This is a genomic window from Hymenobacter qilianensis, assembly GCF_014638675.1.
GTDB lineage: Bacteria > Bacteroidota > Bacteroidia > Cytophagales > Hymenobacteraceae > Hymenobacter > Hymenobacter qilianensis.
Genome location: NZ_BMFN01000002.1, coordinates 1,570,666 through 1,594,072, shown reverse-complemented (window position 1 = coordinate 1,594,072; position 23,407 = coordinate 1,570,666). Strand labels below are relative to the sequence as shown.

Annotated in this window: 20 protein-coding genes; 6 read left to right on the top strand and 14 right to left on the bottom strand. The window is 54.6% G+C overall.

What is annotated here, in order from left to right; translation table 11 throughout:
- The first annotated feature begins 60 nt into the window (after positions 1-60).
- Positions 61-783 (top strand): DNA repair protein RecO, encoded by a 723-nt coding sequence (recO, locus tag IEW06_RS14445; protein WP_187733141.1) that lies wholly within the window; start codon positions 61-63, stop codon positions 781-783.
- 47 nt (positions 784-830) lie between these two features.
- Here recO and IEW06_RS14440 read toward each other — a convergent pair whose 3' ends face one another.
- The 5 genes from IEW06_RS14440 to IEW06_RS14420 form a co-directional block, all read right to left on the bottom strand.
- On the bottom strand, positions 831-1,292 hold the full coding sequence (locus IEW06_RS14440) for an FKBP-type peptidyl-prolyl cis-trans isomerase (RefSeq protein ID WP_188548467.1): 462 nt from the start codon (positions 1,290-1,292) through the stop codon (positions 831-833).
- Positions 1,289-1,825: an FKBP-type peptidyl-prolyl cis-trans isomerase gene (locus IEW06_RS14435; RefSeq protein WP_188548466.1), complete on the bottom strand. Its 537-nt coding sequence runs from the start codon at positions 1,823-1,825 to the stop codon at positions 1,289-1,291. The genes IEW06_RS14440 and IEW06_RS14435 overlap by 4 nt, the downstream gene beginning before the upstream one ends.
- Positions 1,826-1,911: 86 nt before the next feature.
- Positions 1,912-2,406, bottom strand: a complete 495-nt coding sequence (locus IEW06_RS14430) for an FKBP-type peptidyl-prolyl cis-trans isomerase (RefSeq protein ID WP_187733138.1) — start codon at positions 2,404-2,406, stop codon at positions 1,912-1,914.
- A 75-nt stretch (positions 2,407-2,481) separates the two neighbouring features.
- Positions 2,482-3,438, bottom strand: coding sequence for an FKBP-type peptidyl-prolyl cis-trans isomerase (locus IEW06_RS14425; protein WP_187733137.1), 957 nt, complete (start codon positions 3,436-3,438; stop codon positions 2,482-2,484).
- A 37-nt stretch (positions 3,439-3,475) separates the two neighbouring features.
- Positions 3,476-4,519 (bottom strand): DHH family phosphoesterase, encoded by a 1,044-nt coding sequence (locus IEW06_RS14420; protein ID WP_187733136.1) that lies wholly within the window; start codon positions 4,517-4,519, stop codon positions 3,476-3,478.
- A gap of 500 nt (positions 4,520-5,019) precedes the next feature.
- Here IEW06_RS14420 and IEW06_RS14415 point away from each other — a divergent pair, with 500 nt between their 5' ends.
- Positions 5,020-5,439, top strand: coding sequence for a nucleoside-diphosphate kinase (locus IEW06_RS14415; protein ID WP_084444100.1), 420 nt, complete (start codon positions 5,020-5,022; stop codon positions 5,437-5,439).
- Positions 5,440-5,561: 122 nt separating this feature from the next.
- Here the strand turns inward: IEW06_RS14415 and IEW06_RS14410 are convergent, their stop codons facing one another.
- The 7 genes from IEW06_RS14410 to IEW06_RS14380 all read right to left on the bottom strand — a co-directional run bounded on the left by IEW06_RS14410 (position 5,562) and on the right by IEW06_RS14380 (position 14,807).
- Positions 5,562-6,851, bottom strand: a complete 1,290-nt coding sequence (locus tag IEW06_RS14410; RefSeq protein ID WP_188548465.1) for a nucleoside permease — start codon at positions 6,849-6,851, stop codon at positions 5,562-5,564.
- 572 nt (positions 6,852-7,423) lie between these two features.
- The gene (locus IEW06_RS14405) at positions 7,424-8,029 is read right to left on the bottom strand and encodes a superoxide dismutase (RefSeq protein ID WP_187733134.1); all 606 of its coding nucleotides are present in this window, start codon (positions 8,027-8,029) and stop codon (positions 7,424-7,426) included.
- A gap of 128 nt (positions 8,030-8,157) precedes the next feature.
- Positions 8,158-8,604 carry a nucleoside deaminase gene (locus IEW06_RS14400; protein ID WP_187733133.1) on the bottom strand — a complete coding sequence of 149 codons (447 nt, stop codon included), beginning with the start codon at positions 8,602-8,604 and terminating at the stop codon, positions 8,158-8,160.
- A gap of 269 nt (positions 8,605-8,873) precedes the next feature.
- Positions 8,874-9,446 carry a hypothetical protein gene (locus IEW06_RS14395; RefSeq protein WP_188548464.1) on the bottom strand — a complete coding sequence of 191 codons (573 nt, stop codon included), beginning with the start codon at positions 9,444-9,446 and terminating at the stop codon, positions 8,874-8,876.
- Positions 9,447-9,704: 258 nt separating this feature from the next.
- Positions 9,705-10,163 carry a T9SS type A sorting domain-containing protein gene (locus tag IEW06_RS14390; RefSeq protein ID WP_187733131.1) on the bottom strand — a complete coding sequence of 153 codons (459 nt, stop codon included), beginning with the start codon at positions 10,161-10,163 and terminating at the stop codon, positions 9,705-9,707.
- Between the two features lie 83 nt (positions 10,164-10,246).
- On the bottom strand, positions 10,247-13,867 hold the full coding sequence (locus tag IEW06_RS14385) for an ABC transporter permease/M1 family aminopeptidase (RefSeq protein ID WP_188548463.1): 3,621 nt from the start codon (positions 13,865-13,867) through the stop codon (positions 10,247-10,249).
- A gap of 43 nt (positions 13,868-13,910) precedes the next feature.
- A complete protein-coding gene (locus IEW06_RS14380; RefSeq protein ID WP_187733130.1) occupies positions 13,911-14,807 on the bottom strand; it encodes an ABC transporter ATP-binding protein in 897 nt (298 codons plus the stop codon).
- Between the two features lie 266 nt (positions 14,808-15,073).
- Between IEW06_RS14380 and aspS the strand changes: the two genes are divergently transcribed.
- The 4 genes from aspS to IEW06_RS14360 all read left to right on the top strand — a co-directional run bounded on the left by aspS (position 15,074) and on the right by IEW06_RS14360 (position 20,322).
- A complete protein-coding gene (gene aspS, locus IEW06_RS14375) occupies positions 15,074-16,876 on the top strand; it encodes an aspartate--tRNA ligase (RefSeq protein ID WP_188548462.1) in 1,803 nt (600 codons plus the stop codon).
- A 151-nt stretch (positions 16,877-17,027) separates the two neighbouring features.
- A complete protein-coding gene (locus tag IEW06_RS14370; RefSeq protein ID WP_223284723.1) occupies positions 17,028-17,822 on the top strand; it encodes a 3'-5' exonuclease in 795 nt (264 codons plus the stop codon).
- 287 nt (positions 17,823-18,109) lie between these two features.
- Positions 18,110-19,507, top strand: a complete 1,398-nt coding sequence (locus IEW06_RS14365; protein WP_187733129.1) for an OmpA family protein — start codon at positions 18,110-18,112, stop codon at positions 19,505-19,507.
- Between the two features lie 128 nt (positions 19,508-19,635).
- Positions 19,636-20,322, top strand: coding sequence for a hypothetical protein (locus IEW06_RS14360; RefSeq protein WP_188548461.1), 687 nt, complete (start codon positions 19,636-19,638; stop codon positions 20,320-20,322).
- Between the two features lie 75 nt (positions 20,323-20,397).
- Here IEW06_RS14360 and IEW06_RS14355 read toward each other — a convergent pair whose 3' ends face one another.
- Positions 20,398-21,801 carry an NADH-quinone oxidoreductase subunit N gene (locus IEW06_RS14355; RefSeq protein ID WP_187733127.1) on the bottom strand — a complete coding sequence of 468 codons (1,404 nt, stop codon included), beginning with the start codon at positions 21,799-21,801 and terminating at the stop codon, positions 20,398-20,400.
- Positions 21,802-21,928: 127 nt separating this feature from the next.
- Positions 21,929-23,395: a complex I subunit 4 family protein gene (locus IEW06_RS14350; protein ID WP_188548460.1), complete on the bottom strand. Its 1,467-nt coding sequence runs from the start codon at positions 23,393-23,395 to the stop codon at positions 21,929-21,931.
- Positions 23,396-23,407 lie beyond the last annotated feature (12 nt).

Below are 23,407 nucleotides of genomic sequence, written 5' to 3'. Positions count from 1 at the left end.
AACGATTAGACGCGAATACGCGTCTCTACTTCGTATAGCTAATAATACATAAAACAGAGAATGCTTATAAAAACGCGTGGCTTGGTTCTGAGCTACATTAAGTACCGCGAAACCAGCATTATTGCGCGGATATATACCGAGCGATTGGGTTTGCAGACCTACATTGTGAACGGTGTGCGCAAGGCCAAGCCGCCGGGGCGCATTGCCTTGTTCCAGCCTTTTACCCTGCTTGATTTGGTGGCCTACACCTCGCGGGCGGGCGGCATTACACGCTTATCAGAGTTTCGCTGCGCCGAGCAGTTTGCCAGCATTCCTTATGATGTGCGCAAGGGCAGTGTCGTGCTGTTTTTGTCGGAAGTGGTGAGCCGTACTGTGTTTGAGGAAGAAGAAAACGAGCCTTTGTTCACTTTTCTCCACGATTCTATTCTGGCTTTTGATAAGCAAACCACTGGCTACGAGAACTTTGCTCTCGTGTTCTTGCTTCAGCTGGCGTCTTATTTGGGCTTCGGCATCCTGTCTGGTGAGCAGGTAACGACTCAGGTTGCTTTCGCTGGGGAAGCCAGCAACCCCGCCACGAGCAGCAGCGGCCCCACGATACTGCGTTTCCGTGAGTTCGACCATTACTTCGACGAGTTGCTCCGCGACCCCGCCACGGCTACCGTGCCCAATGGACGTGTCCGCCGCGAACTGCTGGCTGTACTCATTCGCTACTATCAGCTCCACATCGAAAAGCTCGGCGACATTCGGTCTCTGGCCGTGCTGTCGGAGGTGCTGGGAGAATAGCACCCTTTTTCCCATAAAAAAGCCCCCCAGCGTCGCTGGGGGCTTTTTTATTTGTTGACTTTCACCATTTCCAGTTCGAATATCAGATCGGTATTCGGGGGAATAAGGTAGCGGCTGTCATCGTCGGGGTTGCGGGCACCTTTAGCCCCGTAGGCCAGCGCGGCGGGTATCCAGACGCGGGCCCGGCTCCCGGCAGGTAATAGCTGCAACACTTCCTCCCAGCCTTTGATCACTTCGCCACGACCCACGCGGCAGCGCAACGGGCGCCCATCCGAAGCCGATGAGTCGAAGAGCTTGCCATTGGGCAAAAAGCCCGTGTAGTTCACCGTCACCTTATCGCCCACCTTGGCGGTAGCACCTTTGCCGGGCTGATGAATGTAGTAGCGCACGCCAGAAGCCGTGCGAACTGTATCGGCCGGCGCTTGGGCCTGGCTACGCCCTGCACTGCTTAAAAGCAGGATAAGCAGCGCCAAGCGCCAATAGCGAAGTGGGGTGGTGGGCTTTTTCACCGAATTTCGGTGATTTCGACGTCGAAAATGAGCACTTGGTTGGGCAGGATATCATACGAGCCGGTCGCGTTTTGCTTGCCGGTTGGCCCGTAGGCTAAGTAGGAGGGAATAATCAGCATTTTGCGGTCGCCTTTCTTCATTTCCACGAAGGCCTGATCCCAGCCTTTAATTACTTCGCCGCTTCCGATCAGAAACTCGCCACAGTCACACGGAATACGGCGGTCGAAGGAGCTGTCGAACACAACGCCATTTTCCAGAAACGTACCCCGATATTTCACCGCTACCCGGTTGCCGGCCTTTACCTGCGGACCAGTGCCGTTTACAATCGGAATCATAAACAGGCCCGAAGGCATGCGAGTGAATTCCGTAATGTTATTGCTGGTCAGGTAAGCCTGAATCTTGATCTCGTCTTTTCCCTTATATTCTTCTTCCTGCGCACGCAGCCGCTTAGCGTATTTTTCCGTTTCGGTATCGCCGCAGGCAGCCAAAAAGGGCCCAACAGCCAGTAACAGCAATAACAGGCGGTTAAGCAAAGGGTAATTGGAAAAAGTCTTCATCATCGTATCGCCTTTGTGTTTAGAAGTAGCCAGCTAAGCTTATAACGTATTGCCGCACCTGATTATTTAACGCTCACCAGCTCCACATCGAAGCGCAGTACTGCGTTTGGCGGAATAGATCCACCAGCCCCGCGCGGACCATAAGCCTGAGCTGAAGGAATCAGCAGAATAGCCTTGCCACCTTGGTTCATCAGCGCGATGCCTTCATCCCAGCCAGCAATAACTTGACCTACACCCAGTTGAAAATCAATTGGTTTGCCGCGCTTCACGGAGTTGTCGAACTCCTGGCCGTTGAGTAAAGTGCCCACATAATGCACGGATACCGTTTGTCCGGGCTTAGCCTTTGCACCTGTTCCTTCTACCGTCGGCACATAGTACAGCCCCGACTCCTGACGCTGCGCGCCGGCAATATTATTCTGCGCTATGTATTCCTGAATGATTTTCTCATCCTCCTGTACATAGTCGGTTTCTTTCTCGCAAGCCGTGAGCAGCGGTACGCTGGCCAGCAACAGAATGGCGAGTCGGGAGAAGAGGGAGCGCTTGAGCAACTGAATCATAAAGGCAAAAAATGGATGATAAAAAAAGCCGTCGTGGCCGGCCCAAAGGCCCGCGCACGACGGCTGGGGGGCTTTTTACTTTACGTCGACCAGCTCTACATCGAAGCGGAGCACGGCATCAGCGGGAATGTCGGCGCCCGCACCGCGCTGGCCGTAGCCGAGCGTAGAAGGAATGAGCAGCGTAGCCTGGGTGCCTTTGTTGAGCAGGGCAATACCCTGGTCCCAACCTGGAATCACCTGACCTACGCCCAACGGAAACTCAATTGGCTTACCGCCCTGCTTCTCCGACGAGTCGAATACTTTGCCGTCGAGCAGTGAGCCTTTGTAGGTCACGGCCACGGTCTGGCCCTGCTTGGGCTTAGCGCCGGTACCGGCCTTGTTTACTACGTAGTAGATGCCGGAAGGAGATTTCTCGGCCTTCAGGTTGTTCTTCTTGATGTAGTCCTGCAGGATGACGTCGTCTTTCTTGATTTGCTCTTCAGCATACGCCATCATTTTCTTCTGCTGCTCCTCCATCATCTTCTGCTGGTCGGCCATGGCCTCCTGCTCGCTCTGAAGCTTGTCGGCCTTCACGAACATGGTCATCGTGTTGCCGGCTTTCTTCATAAAAGGCGGTACGGGAGCCTTAAAAGACTTAGCGAAAATGGTGTCCACGTTGAAGCGGAACACGGCGCTGTCGCCGGGCTGAAGCAAAGAGAGCGCCTCTTCCAAGCCACCTTTTGTCTTCAGCTCTTCCAGCTTAATGCGCATCGGTACGCCCATTTGAGCTTTGCGCGAGTTGAAGAGGACCGAGTCTTTAGCGGTGCGATACTCTACGTTGAGGGCCAGAATCTTGCCCAAACGGTCTTTATAAGTTGGGTCGCCGGTGGGGGCTACTTCACGCTCGGAGTACTTGCCACCTTCGCTTTTGAAAAGTTTGTACTCAAAGCCGGATTTGGCCTTTGTGAAATCACCGCCGCCCTTGTTGCAGGAAGCGAGGCCCAAAATGCCGGCGGCAAGCGCCAAGCCCAGGAAATTGCGTTGAAAAAGCATGAAAAGGGAAAGAAGGTGAAAGTAAAATCGAGGCAAGTTACGCCGCAGGCGGCGCAACCGCTAGCGGGGCCGTCACGAGCTTGGTTTGATACTGAGGCAATAAGCTCAGGAAGCGTTGCACGGTGTCGTCTAACGACTCGTAGCTAATGCCGCCCGAAGCGTTGAGGTGGCCGCCGCCCTGGAAGTGCTGGCGGGCAAATTCGTTCACGGAAAAGCCCCCCACCGAGCGGAAGGAGATTTTTATGGCCTGCCCACGGTCGATGAGTACGGCCGCAAATACTACGCCTTCAATGCTTAAGGCAAAGTTGACCAAACCTTCTGTGTCGCCGGTTTTGGACTGGTACTGGCGCAGCTCATCCTGGGTAATGGCGATGTAGGCCGTATTGTACTCGGGCAGCACCACCAGCTTATCCTTGAGCACAAAGCCCAGAAAGCGCAGACGCATTTCGGAGTGCGAATCGTAGATGCGGCGGTGCACGGAGCTCAGATCGATGCCAGCGTCGAGCAGCTCGGCAATAATCAAGTGCACGTTGCGCGAGGTGCTGGGGTGGCGAAACGAGCCTGTATCGGTCATGATGCCGGCGTAAAGGCTCTCGCCGATGCCTACGTCAATCATGTCCTGGTCGCCCAGGTCGCGGATTACTTCGAACACCAGCTCGGCCGTGGCGGCAGCTTTGGGATTGGAGAAATCCAGGTCCGCGAAGTTCTCCGGCTCCAGATGGTGGTCGATGAGCACCTTCGTTCCGGGCGCGTTGCGGATATAACTTCCGAGCTCATTGATGCGGTTCAGGCAGCTAAAATCGAGGCAGAAGATAACCTCCGCCGTCCCGATGATTTCGCGCACCTGCGCATCGTTGCGGCGCGCATCATACACGATAACATCTTCGTTACCAGGCATCCAGGCCAGAAAGTCGGGGTAATCGGAAGGCGTGACGACGGTGACGTGGTGACCTTTTTTGCGGAGATAACCGGCTAAGCCCAGAGAAGAGCCCAACGCGTCGGCGTCGGGTTTGTGGTGAGTGGTGATAAAAATCTGTCGGGGCTGCGCGAGCAACTCCTGCAGAGCGGAGATTGTGGACATTGCCTACTGATAGGTGGCTGAAATTCGGTGGTTTAGGCCGGAAGCAAGGCGGCAAAATTCGGAAATAATCCGCAAATAATTTTCGCTCTAACAATAGAGCGTTGGGTTTAGGTTCGGTAAAGGCGTTGTGAGATGTAAACAGTTGAGGAAAAGCAGGTTCACTTTTTTAACAAGTTTCAACAAGTCATTCTACTGAACGTCATGCAGAACGCAGTGAAGCATCTCGCGTGCTGATGTGAGGTTAGCATTACAACTAAACACGCCAGATGCTTCGGCTCCGCCTCGGCATGACGTTCTGAGTTTGATGTGAACTAGCAACTTTCATTAAAGCCTAACCTAGCGCCCTGACACGAAGCTGGGGGGCTTTTTTGAGGCTGATTTCAACTTGCTTACTGCTCAGATTCTCAACCCAATCAACTTTCGGCTACTTTTGCGGCCGCAATCTGCCACGGATTTGCGCTTCGCAAGTCTTCTTACACTTATCACTTTACTACAACAGAATGGCCACTAACCGCACATTCACGATGATTAAGCCCGACGCGGTACAGGAAAACCACATTGGTGGCATCCTGCACATGATCGAAGAAGGCGGCTTCCGCATCGTTTCGCTTAAGAAAGTACGCCTGACGCCTGAGCGCGCCGGCAAATTCTACGAGGTTCATAAGGAGCGGCCTTTCTACCAGGATCTGGTAAAATACATGTCGTCGGGCCCGATTGTGGCGGCTATTCTGGAGAAAGACAACGCCGTTGCCGATTTCCGCACGCTGATTGGTGCTACCAACCCTGCTCAGGCTGAGGAAGGCACCATCCGGAAAAAGTACGCCAAGAGCATCGAGGCCAATGCTGTACATGGCTCCGACTCTGATGAGAACGCTCAGATTGAAGGCGACTTCTATTTCAGCGCCGACGAGCAGTTCTAAGCTAACCAGCGTTAACCCCAACAAAAAACCCGCTCTGCATCGCGCAGAGCGGGTTTTTTTGGTAAACTATATTTAGACTTGTTTTATACTATTTATATACTTACAAGCCGTTTTGCTTCTGATTATAACTCATTAGTGGCCAGTAGCGGTCCGGGATGCTCCACCGCTTCTTCAGCCACTGGCTCGTGCTTGTGCTTGAATAGAATGAGAAACAGCACGGCCACGACCAGAGCATAGCCGGCAAAAGACAGCCAAATGCTTTGCCAGTCCTTGGTAACACCATCAGCAGCGGTGAAATACTGCTCGATAACCAGGCCGCTTACCAGGCTGCCGAACACGGCGCCGAAGCCGTTTGTCATCATCATAAACAGGCCCTGCGCGCTGGCTCGGATAGAAGGAGCAGTTTGCGTTTCGACGAACAGGGAGCCGGAGATATTAAAGAAGTCGAAGGCCATACCGTACACGATGCATGAGAGGATGATCATCCAGAGGCCGTCGGCGGGGTTGGCAAAGGCAAACAAACCGAAGCGCAGCACCCAGGCAATCATGCTGAAGACCATCACTTGCTTGATGCCGAAGCGACGCAGAAAGAAAGGAATAGCCAAGATGAACAGCGTCTCGGAAATCTGCGAGATGGACATGATGATGGCTGGGTACCGCACGGCTAAGGTATTCTGGTAGGCGGGTACCTGGTCGAAGTCGTGCAAGAAAGTGTCGCCATAGGCGTTGGTGAGCTGCAAGGCCGCGCCCAGCAGCATGGCAAACAGAAAGAAGGTGAGCATCTTGGTGTCGCGCAGCAGCGCAAACGACTTTAAGCCCAGCACATCGACCAAAGAACGGCTCGGCGTGTCTTTCGCAGTAGGCGGACACTTAGGCAGCGTGAATGAGTAAAGTCCCAGCAGAATAGCCGCGCCGGCTGCTACGTAGAACTGATTGGCCGATTTCTCGAAGCCCAACAGACTAACCGTCCACATGGCCACGATAAAGCCCACCGTGCCCCACACCCGAATAGGCGGGTAGTCCCTTACTACATCGCCGCCTTTGCTCTTGAGCACATAATAAGATACGGCAATGGACAAGGCCAGCGTAGGCATGTAGAAAATCATGTTCAGCAGCATCACCCAGAACATAGTACCCGGATCGGTGACCAGTGGCACGGTGAACAGCACAATGCCCCCCAGAATGTGCAGGATGCCGTACAGCTTTTCGGCATTCACATACTTATCGGCGATGATACCCATGATGGAGGGCATGAAGATGGAGGCAATACCCATCGTCGAGAAGATGGCTCCGAACTGCGCCCCCGACCATTGCTTGGTCTGAAACCAGTATGCCCCGATGGTTATCAGCCACGAACCCCAGATAAAAAACTGTAAAAAGCTCAGGATAATGAGACGCAGCTTGGTACTCATGTAAGATCAGGTTAAGAAGCCAGCGGCTCTTTGGCGTAGGAAACGGCTAGGCAGCTCCGCGCCTAGCTGAGCCAGACTTCGACAAAGAAGTAAGAAAGGCAGAAAAAAAGAACAACCCGGCCACTTGCGCAGACCGGGCATTCAAAGATAGAAAAAAACGAAAATGAAGCGGGCAGAAACGAATCTACTTTAGAGAGTAAAAAGGTTTGTGATGTGATTTGGTCTATAAGTGGCAATGCCTTTATAGCATTGGAAGAAGCGGAGTTTATCTTTCTGAAGAAGAAGACCGCGCCATGGCGGGCAATCTGAGCACCCAGACCAACAAGTTTTAAGAGGTGGGTTACCTTACCAGGACCAAAAGAGTGTATCAGCTGCTGCCCGCGCACGCGCTACGCTATTACTCTCCAGGGCGTCACGGCCTTCGAAAACTATACGCAGCGCGTGCAGCGCTAACTCAAGCCGAAGTAAAGTCATATTTCTACTCTTTTACAGAGCAAAAAAGCCCCCCAGACATGTCTGGGGGGCTTTTTTGCTCTGTAACTACTTAATTTTGCAGCTCAGCGACTCAGAAACTAAGCAGCCTGAAAGCGCTTGTTTACTTCGTCCCAATTGATGAGATTGTAGAAGGCGGCGATATAGTCGGGGCGCTTGTTCTGGTACTTCAGGTAGTAGGCATGCTCCCACACGTCGAGGCCCAAAACAGGGATGCCTTTGCAGCCGGCGTCGGGCATGAGGGGGTTGTCCTGGTTGGGAGTAGAGCAGATTTGCAGCGAGCCATCCGACTGCTTGCAGAGCCATGCCCAACCCGAGCCGAAGCGTGTAGTAGCGGCTTTAGTGAACTCCTCTTTAAACTTATCGTAGCTGCCGAACGACTGCGTGATGGCCTCACCAATAGCGCCCGTTGGCTGTCCGCCACCATTTGGCTTCAGAATTTGCCAGAACATGGAGTGATTCCAGTGCCCGCCGCCATTGTTGCGCACGGCAGCCGGAGCGGCCGCAATGTTTTGCAGAATATCTTCAATGGACTGGCTTTCCATGTCAGTGCCCTGAATGGCATTGTTCAGGTTGGTGACATAAGCCTGGTGGTGCTTGGTGTGATGAATTTCCATCGTCTGCGCATCAAAATGCGGTTCGAGGGCGTCGTAGGCGTAGGGTAGTTGGGGCAGTTCGAAGGCCATGAGAAAGAATGGTTTGGAGGTGAAAGGAAACGCGTAAGGCTGCCCGGCGTTCGGGCAGCTACTCTACTTCTTTAACTGACAAAGCCGCTGAAGGGTTAGAATTTGCCCCCAGCGGCACTCAAAAGTAATTATTTCCGCTTGCGGGCAAAAAACTCCTGCATCAGCTCAGCGCTTTCCGCTGCCATTATTCCCGTCACCAATTCCGTGCGCCGGTGCAGCAAGTTGCCGTGCCGCCGAAATCCGTGTTTTTCCTCGGGTGCACCATACACCACGCGCCGCATTTGGGCCCAAGCGCTGGCGCCCGCGCACATCACGCAGGGCTCCACGGTGACGTACAAGGTGCAGTCGGTGAGGTATTTATTGCCCAAAAAGTTTGCGGCAGCCGTGAGCGCCAGCATTTCGGCGTGAGCGGTTACGTCGTTCAGTTTCTCGGTTTGGTTGTAGGCCCGGGCAATAATCTGCCGCTCCAGTACGACCACGGCTCCAATCGGAATCTCATCTTCGGCCAGCGCATAGCGGGCCTGCTTCAGCGCCTCTCGCATGTAGCTTTCGTCGCTGTAAAGAGAAAGGGTCATAGGTTAATTGATATTTGATTTAATGAAAAGGCGGTCATGCAGAGCAGCGCGAAGCATCTCGCGTGCTGATGTTGTGGAAGTAATCAGCCAAAAAGAACGTCATGCTGAGCTTGTCGAAGCATCTCTACCGCTTCGTTAAGTTTATCATCGCGGTAGAGATGCTTCGGCAAGCTCAGCATGACAGTTAGTGTGGCAACGACTGCGAGCGAGATGCTTCGCTACCGCTCTGCATGACCGCCTTTTAGATGTGTTTTAAAAGCAAGAGAAAGCTACTTCAGCGCGATGCTCTGCATCATCGCTTGGGCGGTGGGCTGCCACTGCGCTTGCTCTTCGGCGGGGCAATTGAAGGTGAAGACCATCAGCTGGTCGCCCTCAATGGCGTACTGCACGAGCTGGTAGCGACGAATGGGCACCAAATTGCCCCCCCGCCGCGTGTCAGCCACCGACGAGAGGAACTCCAGCACCACAAAATCGCGCTTGTTAATGGTGCGGATGTCTTCGGCTAGGAAATCAACTTTGGTGTAGGCATTCTGAATGCTGGCTTTATAAATCTTGAGCAGAATGCCGTAATCCTTGCTGGTAAAGGTGCTGGGCTTCTGGGCCACACTGAAATCGACGCGGCCGCTGGGGTTGGTAAATACGGCCAGAGGCTTGCGCGGCGCGGGATATTTGGTGGCTATACCGTCGTCGGGCAGGGCCGTAAATCCTTCGGGAATACCAACGATGAGATTTTTGGTGATCAGCGTTTTTTTGAGCTTAGGCTTGGGCGCGGCAAACGCGACCAGGAATAAAAGCAGCAACGCGTAGGGGGCAAATCGGAGCAAACGCACAGAGTTTTTCATAAAGGGAGAATCAAACGAGGGGCTACAAAGGAAAATGGTAGAGACGCAAAATGTTGCGTCTGGTCGGTGAACGAGCGGAAACGCACCATTTCAGGTAAGCAACACACGGTAACGACGCTAACGACGAGACACGAAATAGTGTGTCTCCACAATGAAAGGCCGCCAACGGTATTCAGTTCCGGCCATGAGGTTACAAATAAAAAACCTCCGCAGCCGAAACGACTACGGAGGTAAAAAAAGCTAACTAAATAGGCGGATTTAGCGTCGCTTCTTTTTTTTGCTGGCCACCGGTACCGATGGATACTTGATGCGCACCTTTTTCCAGTACACATAATTGCCGGTTTTGGCCTCTACCAAATATGTGCCAGCTGGTATGCGGCCCAGGTCCACGGGCTGGCCCGTGTTGTTCGTAGGGTCGAGGGCGGCGGTGTAAACGGGGGCGTTTTTGTAGTTGGTCATCACCAGCGTGCCGGGCTTGGTGAACTGCTGCGTGAAGCTCAGAAAAATGGTGTTCGTGTTCGGATCAGGATACACATCGATGCCCGAGAGCGTTTCGACGCGCTTAATCGGACCGTCGAGGGTAACAGGTTCGGCGCTGGTCTTAGACTTGACGCTGGTGCCATTGACCTGCGTTTTGGTCTTGCCTTTCGTGGAAGTTTGAGCCTGGGCAGAGGCTACGGTAAGCAAGGCCGCGGCGAGAAGAGCAGTATATTTCATAGGAAGAATAGACAAAAGGCCGGAAAACAAGGTTCTATTCCGGCCCTTTGCACAATCCGGGCCAAACCCGAAAAGCCCCCCAGCTAGCTGCGCGGTAAGTTTTTGACGTTGTCGTCTGGGTCGCGGTCAATTAATTCATTAAATGGGTCAATACCAGCCTTTACCGGTTTTTCGGATACAATAATATCCAGTTTATTACTGCCCGCTTTTAAGCGTGTTTTGCGCCGGTACAGCGGCTCGTCGCGCCACTTGCCGTTTACTTTGCGCTCGGTGAGCACCGCAATATCCACCCAGTCGTTCATGGGAGCAGGCTTTTCATTGCCCAGGCTGTCGGCGTAAAATTTCTTGCTGTTCAGGTTGAGCGTGACTTGATATTTGCCCCCCGGCAGCTTTTTGTAAGACACCGAATCGACGCGGTTTTCATACAGCGTGATGCGCTCAAACATATCCGTAATCAAGTACTGCAAGGAGTCGGGCGTCACCTGGCGCAGGTGGCGCAGCAAATCCGGCGAGGTAGTGTAGGGGGGCTGCTGATACTTCACCTCTTTGATATAGGCCGCAAGCGCTTGGTTTACCTTCTCTTCGCCTACGTAATCCTGCAAGGCATACATCGCCACCGAACCCTTGCGGTAGTGGATATACTGCTGATTCTCTACTTTATACAGCGGCTGCTCCTTGCTTTGCTCCGTGGCCCGGCCGGTGAGGTAGCGGTCCATTTCGTGCTTCAGAAACTTGCGCATGCGGGCCTCGCCATAAAGCTGCTTCATCACCATTAGGGCCGCGTACTGCGACAAAGTTTCCGACATCATCGTGGAGCCCTGCACGTTGGCCCCAATAACCTGGTGCGCCCACCACTGGTGCGCTACCTCGTGGGCCGTCACGTAGTAGGGGTAGTCCACGTCCTCGGGGTCGGCGGAGTCTATTTTGGCGATAAAACCGATATTCTCGGAGTAGGGAATGGTGTTCGGAAAGCTTTGGGCAAACGTCTGGTAGCCCGGAAACTCAATGATTCGCACTTGGCGATGCTGATACGGGCCAAAGTTTTTGGTGTAATACGTCAGCGCATCCTGCACGCCACGCACCATGCGGTCGAGGTTGTACTCGTGGCCGGGCTGGTAATAAATGGCAATATCCACGTCGTTCCACTTGGCTTTGCGCACCGCATAGCGGGCCGATTGGAAAGAGTAAAAGTTGAGAATAGGCGCGTCCATTTCGTAGCGGAAATAACGGCGGCCATTCTCAGTCCATTCTTTTTTCAAATAGCCAGGGGCTAGCGCCAACTGGTCGGGCTCGGTACTAACGGTGGCGGCAAAGCGCACCCAGTCGGAGTCGTGGCTGATATAGGTGTTACGGCGGGCAGCGGTGTCGGTGAGCGAGGCCATACGCGGCTTGGGGGGCAAATTATAGTCCTTGCGCGTATCCTCGTCGCTGATTTCGGCCTGCGGATTATAGCCAATGTTGGGCAGCAGTTGGCTATTGATAAATGTACCATTGTACACGACGCTGGTGCGGTTCGTCACGTTCTCAAAACCAGGGGCCGCGTAATACAAATCGAAGCGCAGGGGCAAGGAGTCGCCGGGAGCCAGCGGCTGCGGCAAGCGCTGCACATAGAAGCCCAGCAGCGAATCGGCGAGTACCGTGCGGGCCGGGGCCGCGCCGGCCGCGCCGAGAGCGAGCAGGCGAATGCGCGCCTCTTGCGGGAGGTTCAGCTGCACCGAATCGATGGGTGTAGCCGTTTTGTTGCGCAGCCAGTACTGTCCGCGCAGGCGCACTTCCTGCCGGCTCGGAAACAGATCGGCCTGCACCTCCACCGCCGTAATGCGGGGCTGCGGGCGTTTGCCCAGGCGGCTGTATTTGCGCTCAAATTCCACGGTCAGCTTCTCCTGCGTTTTGGAGCCCTGGTAGCGGTTGAGCACATTGGTATTGTAGTAAATAAAGCCCCCCACCACCAAAAAGGTGAGCAGGCCTGCACCCATGGCCAATCGGGCGGGGCCGGTAAAGCGGCTGCCAGCCAGTTTCTGGCGCACATTGGCGCTGGTTTCGGTGCCGCGCACCCACAGCAAATTGGCCCCCACGGCCAGCACCAGCGCCAAACCCGCCCAATACAGCTTAAACCACAAAAACGGCCCAATAAAGTGACCAAATTTGTTCAGAGCCGAGTACTGCACGCCGGGGTCGGAGCCGTAGATTGCCAGGTTGTGCTCTATGCCGATCTGGCTCGCAAAAAGCGTGAACATGTAATAGAGCAGCATCACGAAGTGCCCCAGATACTTATGATTCACAAGCACGTGCACCGCTATGGCCAGCACCACGAGCAGCCAGTAATCGATAAGGCGCAGCCCGAACAAGTATTGGAAGTACAGGCCCAACTCGAATTGGTAGTAGCCGGAGAAAATCTGCGTCAGCAGGCCGCAAACCAGCACAATTACTTGCAGAACCACCGGTACCAGCAGCAGGGCCGCCAGCTTAGAAGCTAAGGGCACCCAGTTGGGCAGGGGCAGAGCATCATAAATCTGATTCAGATGAGCATCCCGTTCCCGCCACACCAGCTCGCCAGCATAAAAGGTGATGATAGCCAGTGAGAAAAGGCTAAACGACCCCGACAAAATAAAAGCCACCTGCGCCGTAACGGGAAAGGTTCGGGTGTCAAAAATCTTCCCGATCTGGAAAGCTGCGGCCAGCAAAAACGCGAGGCCCGCTACCACAATCGCGATGAAATAAGGGCTGCGGATGATGTCGAGAAACTCCAGCTTGGTCAGACGGGCCCACTGCCGCAGGTATTGGCCGGTGCCAAACTGCTGGTGCACGCGCGGGAGCACTACGTTGGCCGTAGCGGGCACTACATCCAGACCGGGCCGCTCCGCGCGGCGGCGTACGGGGCCCTCGGCGGCACTTTGAGCGAAGCGGAAACGCCAAAAGCAGAAGGCTAATAGCGCCAAGGCCACGCCCAGCCACACTAGGCGGTTAAGGAGCAGCAAGCCTGTGAGCGGCACCAGCTGGGTGTTTTTGTCGGCCGTTGTCCAGTATTTGGTGAGCTGGCGGGTAGCGCCGCTGCCCATCGGGTCAAGCAAGCTGCCGATGGTTTGGTTGTCGAGGTCGGAGAGCTGGCTTTGGGCCACAAAATACAGCACCAAAAACACGATGCTGCCCACATACGTCGCCAGCGCCTTGCGCGTGAGCGTGCCCAAGGCAAAGAAAATGCCCCCCATAAGTACCACGTTGGGCAGTACCACCGTGAAGTAGGGGTTCAGATAATTCAGTAGCCGCTGCGGCCCAATTCGGTCGGCCGGCATGCCCGGAATCAGCGTTCCAATAAACAAGCCTACAGCAATACCACTAAGTACCAGCATGGTAATAACGAGCGTGCCCGCGAAGCGCCCGCCCAGATATCCCAGCCGCGAGATGGGCGTAGTAAAGAGCAGCGGGTGCATACGGGTGTCGAAATCGCGCAGGATGGCCGGCCCGAACATGGCCGAAATCAGCAGCACGCCCGGCACCAGGGTAAGCACTGTGGTATAGCCGTTGAGGGAGAAAGGCGAATTGACGAATACCTTACTGCCTACACTCACGGCCAAGCCCTTAAAAAAGCCCCCCGAGGTGAGCATCAGGAGCAAAGCCAGCAACAGCAGAATACCGAAGTAGATATAGGTAGCGGGTCGGCGCAGTCGGTACCACAGCTCAAACCGGAATATTTGCAGAAACATGAGAAGAAGTTTTGGGGAGGAAGAGGATGCAACGAGCTAAGCCTTAAGCCTGTGCCATCGCGCGGGCCCGCTCGGCTTCCGAAATGCGGGCGAAATACACATCCTCCAAAGAAGGCGTAACGGGCTCATAGTCCGGGCCCGGTGAGCCGTCGCTGACCACGTGCACAATGGTTTGGCCGGCATATAGGCGCGACGAAATGACCTGCTGCTCCTGCTGCAAGGCGGGCAGCTGGTCTTTGGCAATGGCGCGGCGCCACACCTGACCTTGTAGCTCGTTCATCACCACCAGCGGGTCGCCGGTAAGCAGCACCTGGCCTTTATTGATAATGGCCATGTTGCGGCACAAGTCGCTCACATCCGATACAATGTGGGTGCTCAGAATCACGATAATATTCTCGCCAATCTCGCTCAGCAGGTTGTGGAAGCGGTTGCGCTCCGCCGGATCGAGGCCGGCCGTGGGCTCATCCACGATAATAAGGCGCGGGTTGCCGAGCAAAGCCTGCGCAATGCCAAAACGCTGCTTCATACCTCCAGAATAGCCCCCCAGATTCTTGCGACGCACTTCGTAGAGATTGGTTTTGTGTAACAGAGCCGCCACCGTAGCCTTGCGCTCCTTGCTGTCGGAAAGACCTTTGAGCACCGCAAAATGATCAAGCAAATCCTCAGCGGCTACTTTCGGATACACGCCAAACTCCTGGGGCAAATAGCCCAGAATGCGGCGAACTGCATCTTTTTCGCGCAGCACGTCCAGCTCATCCAGGTGAATGCTGCCGCTGTCGGCCTCTTGCAGGGTGGCAATGGTGCGCATCAAACTCGACTTGCCCGCGCCATTGGGCCCCAGCAGGCCAAACATGCCCGTCGGGATGGTGAGGTTCACGTCGCGCAGGGCCTGCACGCCGTTGGAGTAGGTTTTCGACAGGTTTTTAATGACGAGGGCCATGTGTGCGGAGAAGTAGGGAAATAAGAAATGAAGCTATAGAGTGGAAATGGCGGAAAGAACCAGCTGAAAGATAGCGCTTAGGCTATAATAGTTGCCCTTCCTTCGCATTATCTTTTAAGTCAGATAAGCCATACATCGCGGCCAGCACACGGATATTACAGCTCCGAAAAAATAAAGCCGCGGGCTCCCCTGAATTTTTGAGCCCGGCATTACTTCCTACCTTCGCTGTCCAAGCACCGATTACTTCTTACCGAATCCTCCAGCACATGCTCCGTACCCATACCTGCGGCGAACTTCGCCTCGACCACGTTGGCCAATCTGTTACTCTTTGCGGCTGGGTGCAGCGCACCCGCGACAAAGGCGGCATCCTCTGGATTGATCTGCGCGACCGTTATGGCCTCACTCAATTGGCTCTGGAAGAAGGCGTTGAAACGGCCGAAGTTCGGGAGCAGGCCCGGCAGTTGGGCCGTGAGTTTGTGCTCTGCGTGACGGGCAAAGTAGCCGAGCGCCACTCCAAAAACGACAAGATGCCGACCGGCAACATCGAGATTCGGGTGGAGAAGCTGGATGTGCTGAACCCCGCCAAATTGCCCCCCTTCCTCATCGAAGACGACACCGACGGCGGCGACGACCTGCGCATGAAGTACCGCTACCTGGATTTGCGCCGCTCGCCTGTGCGCCGCAATCTGGAGTTGCGGCACCGCGTGGCCCAGGCCACGCGCCGCTTCCTAGATGGACAGGAATTCATTGAAGTAGAAACGCCTGTGCTCATAAAAAGCACCCCGGAAGGTGCCCGCGACTTTGTGGTACCTTCGCGCATGAATCCGGGCGAGTTCTACGCCTTGCCTCAGTCGCCCCAGACGTTCAAGCAGCTGCTGATGGTGTCGGGCTTCGACCGCTATTTTCAGATTGTGAAGTGCTTCCGCGACGAAGACCTGCGCGCCGACCGTCAACCCGAGTTCACCCAGATTGACTGCGAAATGTCGTTTGTGGAGCAGGAAGACATTCTGCGCACGTTTGAAGGCTTGGTGCAGTACCTGTTTAAAGAAGTGAAAGGCCTGGAAATAGGAACCTTGCCGCGCATGACCTACGCCGATGCCATGCGCTTCTACGGCAACGACAAGCCCGACACGCGCTTTGAAATGAAGTTTGTAGAGCTGAAGAATACCGAAAAAATGCCCCCCACGAGCGCGCAGACGCAGGATTTAGTGTCGGGCCAGAGCTTCCCGGTGTTTGAAAGCGCGGAATTGGTAGTCGGAATCAACGCCATCAACAGCGCCGTGTACACGCGCAAGCAGCTCGATGAGCTAACCGAGTTTGTAAAGCGTCCTCAGATTGGCGCTACGGGCCTCATCTACGGCCGCGTAGAGTCGGACGGCAGCGTAAAATCGTCGGTGGACAAGTTTTATTCGCAGGAAATACTACAGCAGTGGAAAGCCGCTTTCAATGCCGCACCCGGCGACTTGCTGCTCATTCTGGCCGGCGAGGCTAACCGCACGCGCAAGGCGCTGTCGGAGCTGCGTCTGGAAATTGGGCAGCGCATGGGCCTGCGCGACAAAGACACGTTCTCCCCACTGTGGGTCGTCGATTTTCCCTTGCTCGAATTCAACGAGGAGGAAAATCGCTACTTCGCCATGCACCACCCCTTCACCTCACCGAAGCCCGAGGATATGGCCCTGCTCGACAGCCCCGAAACCATTGGGCAGGTGCGCGCCAATGCTTATGACATGGTGATTAACGGGGTGGAAGTGGGGGGCGGCTCCATCCGTATCCACGACCGCACGGTGCAGGCGCGTATGTTCTCGCTGCTTGGCTTCTCCGATGAAGAGGCGAAAGCGCAGTTTGGCTTCCTGCTCGATGCCTTCGAGTACGGCGCTCCGCCCCACGGCGGCATCGCCTTCGGTTTCGACCGCCTCTGCAGCCTCTTCGGTGGCGCCGACTCCATCCGCGACTTCATCGCCTTCCCCAAAAACAACTCCGGCCGCGACGTGATGATTGACTCGCCTTCGCCCATTTCTGGCGCGCAATTAAAGGAACTGAGTATCGCTACGGCGGTGATAGGGAAGTAAAGTCTTATTTAATTCGTTGAAAATGAGAGCGGCACCTGCATTTGCAGGTGCCGCTCTCATTTTCGCTCAACTACGTAAAAGGATAAAATTTGCCCCCCAGAGCCCAAAAATGCTATCTTCGGCACTATAGCCCGCTAGCCACACTCACACCATGCAGATTCTGCGCAAAACTCCCCTCGACCAAATCTTTGTCCTGGACATTGAAACGGTGCCGTGCGTGGGCTGCCACGACGAGCTGAACGACATGCTGCGGCTGCTGTGGGAGCACAAGTGTCATGCCCTGCGCCGCGACAAAGGCTGGCGCACCAGCGCTGAGGAAGTAGAGCCCATGCCTTCTCACCTGGAGGCGGCGAGCTTATTTGCCCAGGCCGGCATCTACGCCGAGTTTGGACGGGTGGTGTGCATTTCGGTGGGCTGCTTCAACTTCGACAAGCAAGAGGAAACCTGGCGCTTCCGCGTGAAGTCTTTCGCCGATGAAGACGAGAAGCTGATGCTGCGTGAGTTTTCCGCGCTGCTGGCTCGCAAGCCGCAGTACTTGCTTTGCGCTCACAACGGTAAAGAGTTTGATTTTCCTTACCTGGGGCGTCGTTTGCTCATCAACGGGCTGCCGCTGCCGCCGCAGCTTGATATTGCCGGCAAAAAACCGTGGGAAGTGGCGCACTTCGATACCATGGAACTGTGGAAGTTCGGCGACCGGAAATCCTACACCTCGCTGCCGCTGCTGGCGGCCATGTTCGGTATTCCCACGCCCAAAGACGATATCAATGGCGGCGACGTAGCCCGCGTGTATTATGATGAAAAGGACTTGCCGCGCATCGTCAAGTACTGCCAGAAAGACATTATTACCACGGCCCGCGTGCTCCAGAAATTTCGGGGCGACGAGCCATTTAATGATGATGCAGTGGTGTATGCCGATGAAGTAAGTGCCGTGATGCGGCGGTTGTGATAAGCAATAGCCTAAAAAAATTCAGCTTAATAGTGTCGTCATTGTAGGGCGCTGACTCGTAATGAGTGTTGATAAAGCAGGTGGGCTATCTGATAAGCAAGCTGGGATTCAACCGTTGAGGCGAATGGCCGGGTTAGAATAAGTAGGTTTACTATTGCTAAATTGATAAGATGCGAGAAATATTATATGGTATTGGCGTTCAATGTTTTGTATTTTTATGTATGGAATAAATTCCATAAAAATTTGTATTATTATACACTCTTTCGTTTACATATTCCTGAATAGCTATGACTTACAACTTACTGGAAGCCGTTAAGAATTGCTTCACTACAGAGGCTATGCGGCAAACTGGGGTAGCTGCGGTAGGAGAGAGCGATGCCAGCATTGAGAGAGCACTGTCGAGGGTTACTGCCTTGGTAATAAATAGTCTGACGGGCTTAGCTGAGCAGGCTGGTGGAGGCGAGGTACTGTGGAGCATGGCCCGGGAGGCGCATGAGCAGGGCGTATTGCGGCCATCCAGTGGCCGGTTGATAGGTGGCGGCGGATGGCAGAGCCGGGGCGCTGAATTGATGAGATCTTTGCTTAGTGACCGCTACAGCAGCACCGTGGAGACTGTGGCCGATAGCGCTGGTAGCCAGAATACGACCGTGAATAACCTGCTGGGGTTGACCACACCCATTACGCTAGGAATATTAGGTCGGCATGCTGCTGAGAATGAGTTGGATGCGCAGGGCTTAAGCCAGTGGTTGCAGGAGCAGCGCCGAATGGTAGCAGCAATTCAGCCCGATCTGGTTCGTCCTCATGCTCCGCAGCCGCAGTCTCAGTCCCAAACCCAGGGGCTAGGCCAGACTCAGACGATTCCTCGGCCGAGTCCTATGAGTTTTGACGTACGTGATAATGGGACGAATTATAGCCCTGAGGTTGTTGGGGTGCAAAACCGCCGTGTGGCAGCCATAGGCGACTATTACCAGCCCGAAGCCGCGCCGGCAAAAGCCTCCATCTGGTCATCCAATTGGCTAGGCCTGGGAATATTGTTGGTTGCAGTGGCGGCCGCTCTTGGGTATTTTCTGGGGCAAGACCGTATAAATCTGGGCTTCAATCGCCTGACTGAAAATACCGAAGAGGTTGCGGCGGTGCCCGCAGCTACCGCTACTAGCACCAGCACTTCCCAGGGGCGCTACGACGAGGCTACCGGCAACTATATCTACGACACGGGCCTTCCCACGCTGATTAAGATGGGCGATGGCACGCGGCTAATGGTAGGCTCCAACTCAACCGAGCACAAGCTGTATCAGTTTTTAGCGAGTGATGTTGCTCAGGTTGATTCGGTGAATCGGACGAAGGGATGGATCAGTTTTGATCGGGTGTATTTCGCGCCGTCCAGCGCTACGCTCACGCCAGAGTCGCAGCAGCAGCTGCAAAACGTGGCGGCTATCCTGAAAAACTTTCCCCGCGCCAAAGTGCGCATCGGTGGCTACACCGATAACAGCGGCAGCTTTGCGGGCAATATGAAAATGAGCGAGGACCGTGCGAACGCGGCAATGGCCGTGCTCGTGGACATGGGCATTGACGCTACCCGAATCACCAGCAAAGGCTACGGCCAGAAAATCCCTATTGCCAGCAACGACACCGAGGACGGCCGCGCCCTCAACCGCCGCATCAGCCTGCGCGTAACCCGCAAGTAGAGCCTGAATTTATCATTCTCTAAAAAGCCTCCTTATCCAATCAGGGGGCTTTTTTATGAGCAATTGGGCACTAAAATGCCCCCCAGAAGTTATTATAGTCAACAGTTGACGAGCATTTGTCCGGCAGCGTGAATCAGGCCGGACGCCGCGGTATTCAGGTAGATAGAATGGTAGCAATGGAGCTAAACTGGAGCGAAATCCTGGCAAATATCAGCGTGTATGCGCTGCTGATTGGGGCGGCCTCGTGGGTGGCAAAGGCGCTGGGCGAGCAATTTCTGAAAATGCGGTTTCGGGCCTACGAAAAGGAGTTGGAAGGCAAGTCGATTGAGTTCAAGGCCCAACTTGACCGCAGTCTGGAGCAGTTTCGGGCCGAGCTACAGCTGGCCAACACCAAGGACTCGCGCCTCCACGAAAAGCGAATGCTCGTGCTGGAAAGTCTTTACCAAAAAATAGTGAGCCTGAATGCGGCGCTGAAAGAAATGACGGCTACGCTGAAATTCATTCACACCGACGCCGATCAGGAGGAGGACGAGCGCATCAAAACCGCCAGCCAAGCTTATGACGCGTTCCTGAAATATTACACGGAGAATAAGATTTTCTTTTCCCTGGAGTCGTGTGTCCAGCTAGATGCGCTGCGCAACAGCTATTTCGATAGCATGCAGCAGTATAATTCGTCGGGATTTATACTGGGAAATAATGGTTTTCGTCCGGACTTTGGGAAGGCGCAAATGGCTTCGGAGATAGTGCGCAAAGCCATTCCGGTGGTCATGCAGAATATCGAAAATGATTTCCGGCAATTGTTAGGCGTTAAATAAAGAAGGCTCATATACATAAAAAAAGGAGCGGCTGACCAGCTGCTCCTTTTTAGTAAGTTAATTCTGACCTTGCTTCTATAAAACTCCGCTTACCAAGCCCGGCAGTACGCCTAATACAACCGTGAGCACAACCAACGCAATCAGCACTGCCGATTGGAAACCACCTACAGCTATTGGAGTGTCAGCCTCATTATCGGCGGGCTTCATGTACATCGCGATGATGGGACGCAGGTAATAGTAAATACCGACCATCGACATGATCACGGCGAAGACAACTAGGCCAATGTAGCCTTTGTCGACAGCGGCACCGAAGAGGAAAAACTTGCCAAAAAAGCCCCCCGTAAGCGGAATACCAGCCAGGGAAAGCATGGCAATCGTCATCACGAAAGCCAGGAGCGGATTGGTGCGCGCCAAGCCGTTCAAGCCGTCGTAGTCTTCACGCTGGCGCTGATCGTGCACGAGCTTAAGCACCGCGAAGGCCGCAATAGTAGCGATGGAGTACGCTAAAGAGTAGAAGAATATGCCGTTGGCCGAAAGTCCGCTGAGCTCGCCGTTGAAGGCTACCAAGCCAATAAGCAGATAGCCAGCGTGCGAAATGCTGGAATAAGCGAGCATACGCTTTACGCTCTGCTGGGCTACGGCGCCCACATTGCCGATAAGCAGCGTAAGCGCGCACATGGCCACAATGGTAGGAATCCAGAAGCCCTGCGCGGCGGGAAAAGCCTGCACCAGCAGTTTCAGAAATGCCGCGAAGCCAGCCGTTTTCACCACGGTACTCATAAAGGCCGCGAAAAAGGTGGGCGTGCCTTCATAAACATCGGGCGTCCAATAGTGGAAGGGTGCAGCCGATACCTTAAAGCCAATACCGATGAGCATCAGCAGAATGCCGATGTAGAGCATGGGGCGCAGCGAGTCGTTGGCAGGATTTGTAACGGCCATCCCGATTTCGCTGAGCTGAAATGCACCAGTTGACCCATATACCAAGGCGATACCAAACAGCAAAATGCCGGTGGCAAACGAGCCCATCAGAAAGTACTTCAGCGAGGCTTCGTTGGAGCGCACGTTGCGCTTATCGGAGCCGGCCACCACGTACATGGAAATACTCAGGATTTCGATACCCACGAATAGCATGAGTAGGTTGTCGTAGCTCACCATCATAATGGCCCCCACGAGCGAGAACAGCAACAGGGAGTAATACTCAGCGAGGTTGGCCTCGTTGTCGCGCACGTATTTTTGGGAGAACGGCAGCAGCAACAGCGTGGTCAGCACCACAATGCCCGTAAACGCCACCGAAAACCGGTCGATGGTGAGCATGTTGTTGAAATACGACTGGGCGGGTGCGTTCCAATCGTACAAATTGGCTCCGAAGACGATCAGCAGAATAACCATAGCTGCAGGCAGCAGCATGCGGTTGGAGCGCAGAAAGCCTAAAAACAGGTTGGCGATGCCAAGAACGGAAAGTAGTATAATAGAGGCCATTGGCGAATCGGTGCGATGTAGCGCGAAGCAGAAAGCTTCGCGTATCGTTGTTTAATTGAACTAGTCGTTGCAAAATGCCCCCCAATGGTATAGTGCAACGATACGCGAAGCAGAAAGCTTCGCGCTACTAACGCTGCATTAAGCTCAGAATCCGAATTACGCTGGGTTCTGACATTTGAAGGAAGGTATTGGGAAACAAGCCAATCCAGAAAATCATAACGATTAAGGGTACCAATACGGCCAGTTCCGCACCGTTCAGGTCGCGGAAGGCGGCGGTGAAGGAAGTAGCCGGCCCCAGCATCACGCGCTGGAACATGCGCAGCAAGTAAACGGCCCCCAGAATGATGGTAACGCCCGCTACCGCGCCCAGCCAGTTATTGTACTGGAATACGCCCGCCAGCAGCAGAAACTCACCCACAAAACCGCTGGTCAGGGGCAGGGCTACCGTGGCGAGCAGCACCACCAAGAAGCTTACGGAGAGCAGGGGAGTAGTTTGGGTCAGGCCGCCCAGCTCGGGAATGAGGCGGGTGTTGGTGCGGCGCTGAATAACGTCGGCAATGAAGAACATGCCTACTACGTTCACGCCGTGGGCCAGCATCTGCACAACGGCGCCCTGCAAGCCCATTTGCGTAAGCGAGAACACACCTGCCGCCATCAGCCCCACGTGGGAAAGGGAGGAATAAGCAATCAGCCGCTTCATGTCGCGCTGCCGGATGGCGATAATAGCGCCGTAGATAATGCCGATAACGGCCAGAATCATAATCAGCCAGCCCCACTGACTTACGCCTAGCGGCGTGATGGGCAAAAGCCAGCGCAGGCAGCCGTAGATGCCCATTTTGAGCATGATACCCGAGAGCAGCATAGTAGCTGGCGCAGGCGCTTCGGTGTAGGTATCGGGCTGCCAGGTGTGGAAGGGGAAGATGGGCATCTTCACTGCGAAGGCAATAAAGATCAGCCAGAACAGCCACGACTGCTCAGCGGTGGTCAGGCTAAGATTGTAGAAGGCCTGAAGATCGGAGGAGTGAGCGGCCAGGCCGTTGGCGGCGGGGCCGGTTTGATAGTAGAGGTACACGAAGCCGGCCAGCATAAACAGCGAGCCAATGATGGTGTACAGGAAAAACTTGAAGGTGACGGCCACGCGCCGCTCCCCGCCCCAGATACCGGCCAGGAAGTAGATCGGAATAAGGGCTACTTCCCAGAAGAAGTAGAACAGAAACGCATCTAGAGAGGTAAACACCCCAATCAGGCCGGTTTGCATGAACAGTACAAGCGCATAGAAAGCCGACTCGTTCTTATAGTTGTGGCGGAAGGAAGCCAGCAGAATCAGCGGCACCAGGAAGGTGGTGAGCAGCACCAGCAGCAAGCTCAGCCCGTCCATGCCAATGTGAAAGCTGATGCCCGCCGAGGCAATCCAGGGCAGATTTACTTCCAACTGACTGGCGTTGCTGGCATCGAACGTAACGGCAGCGTACACCGCGACTACAAACTCCAGCAGCGCCGCCCCGAAGGCGAACACACGGCCTGCTTTGCCGTTGACAAAGTGCAGCAGCAGCGCAGCGGCGAGAGGAAAGAAAAGGAGAAGAGCTGTAAGCATTATTTGCTGTGT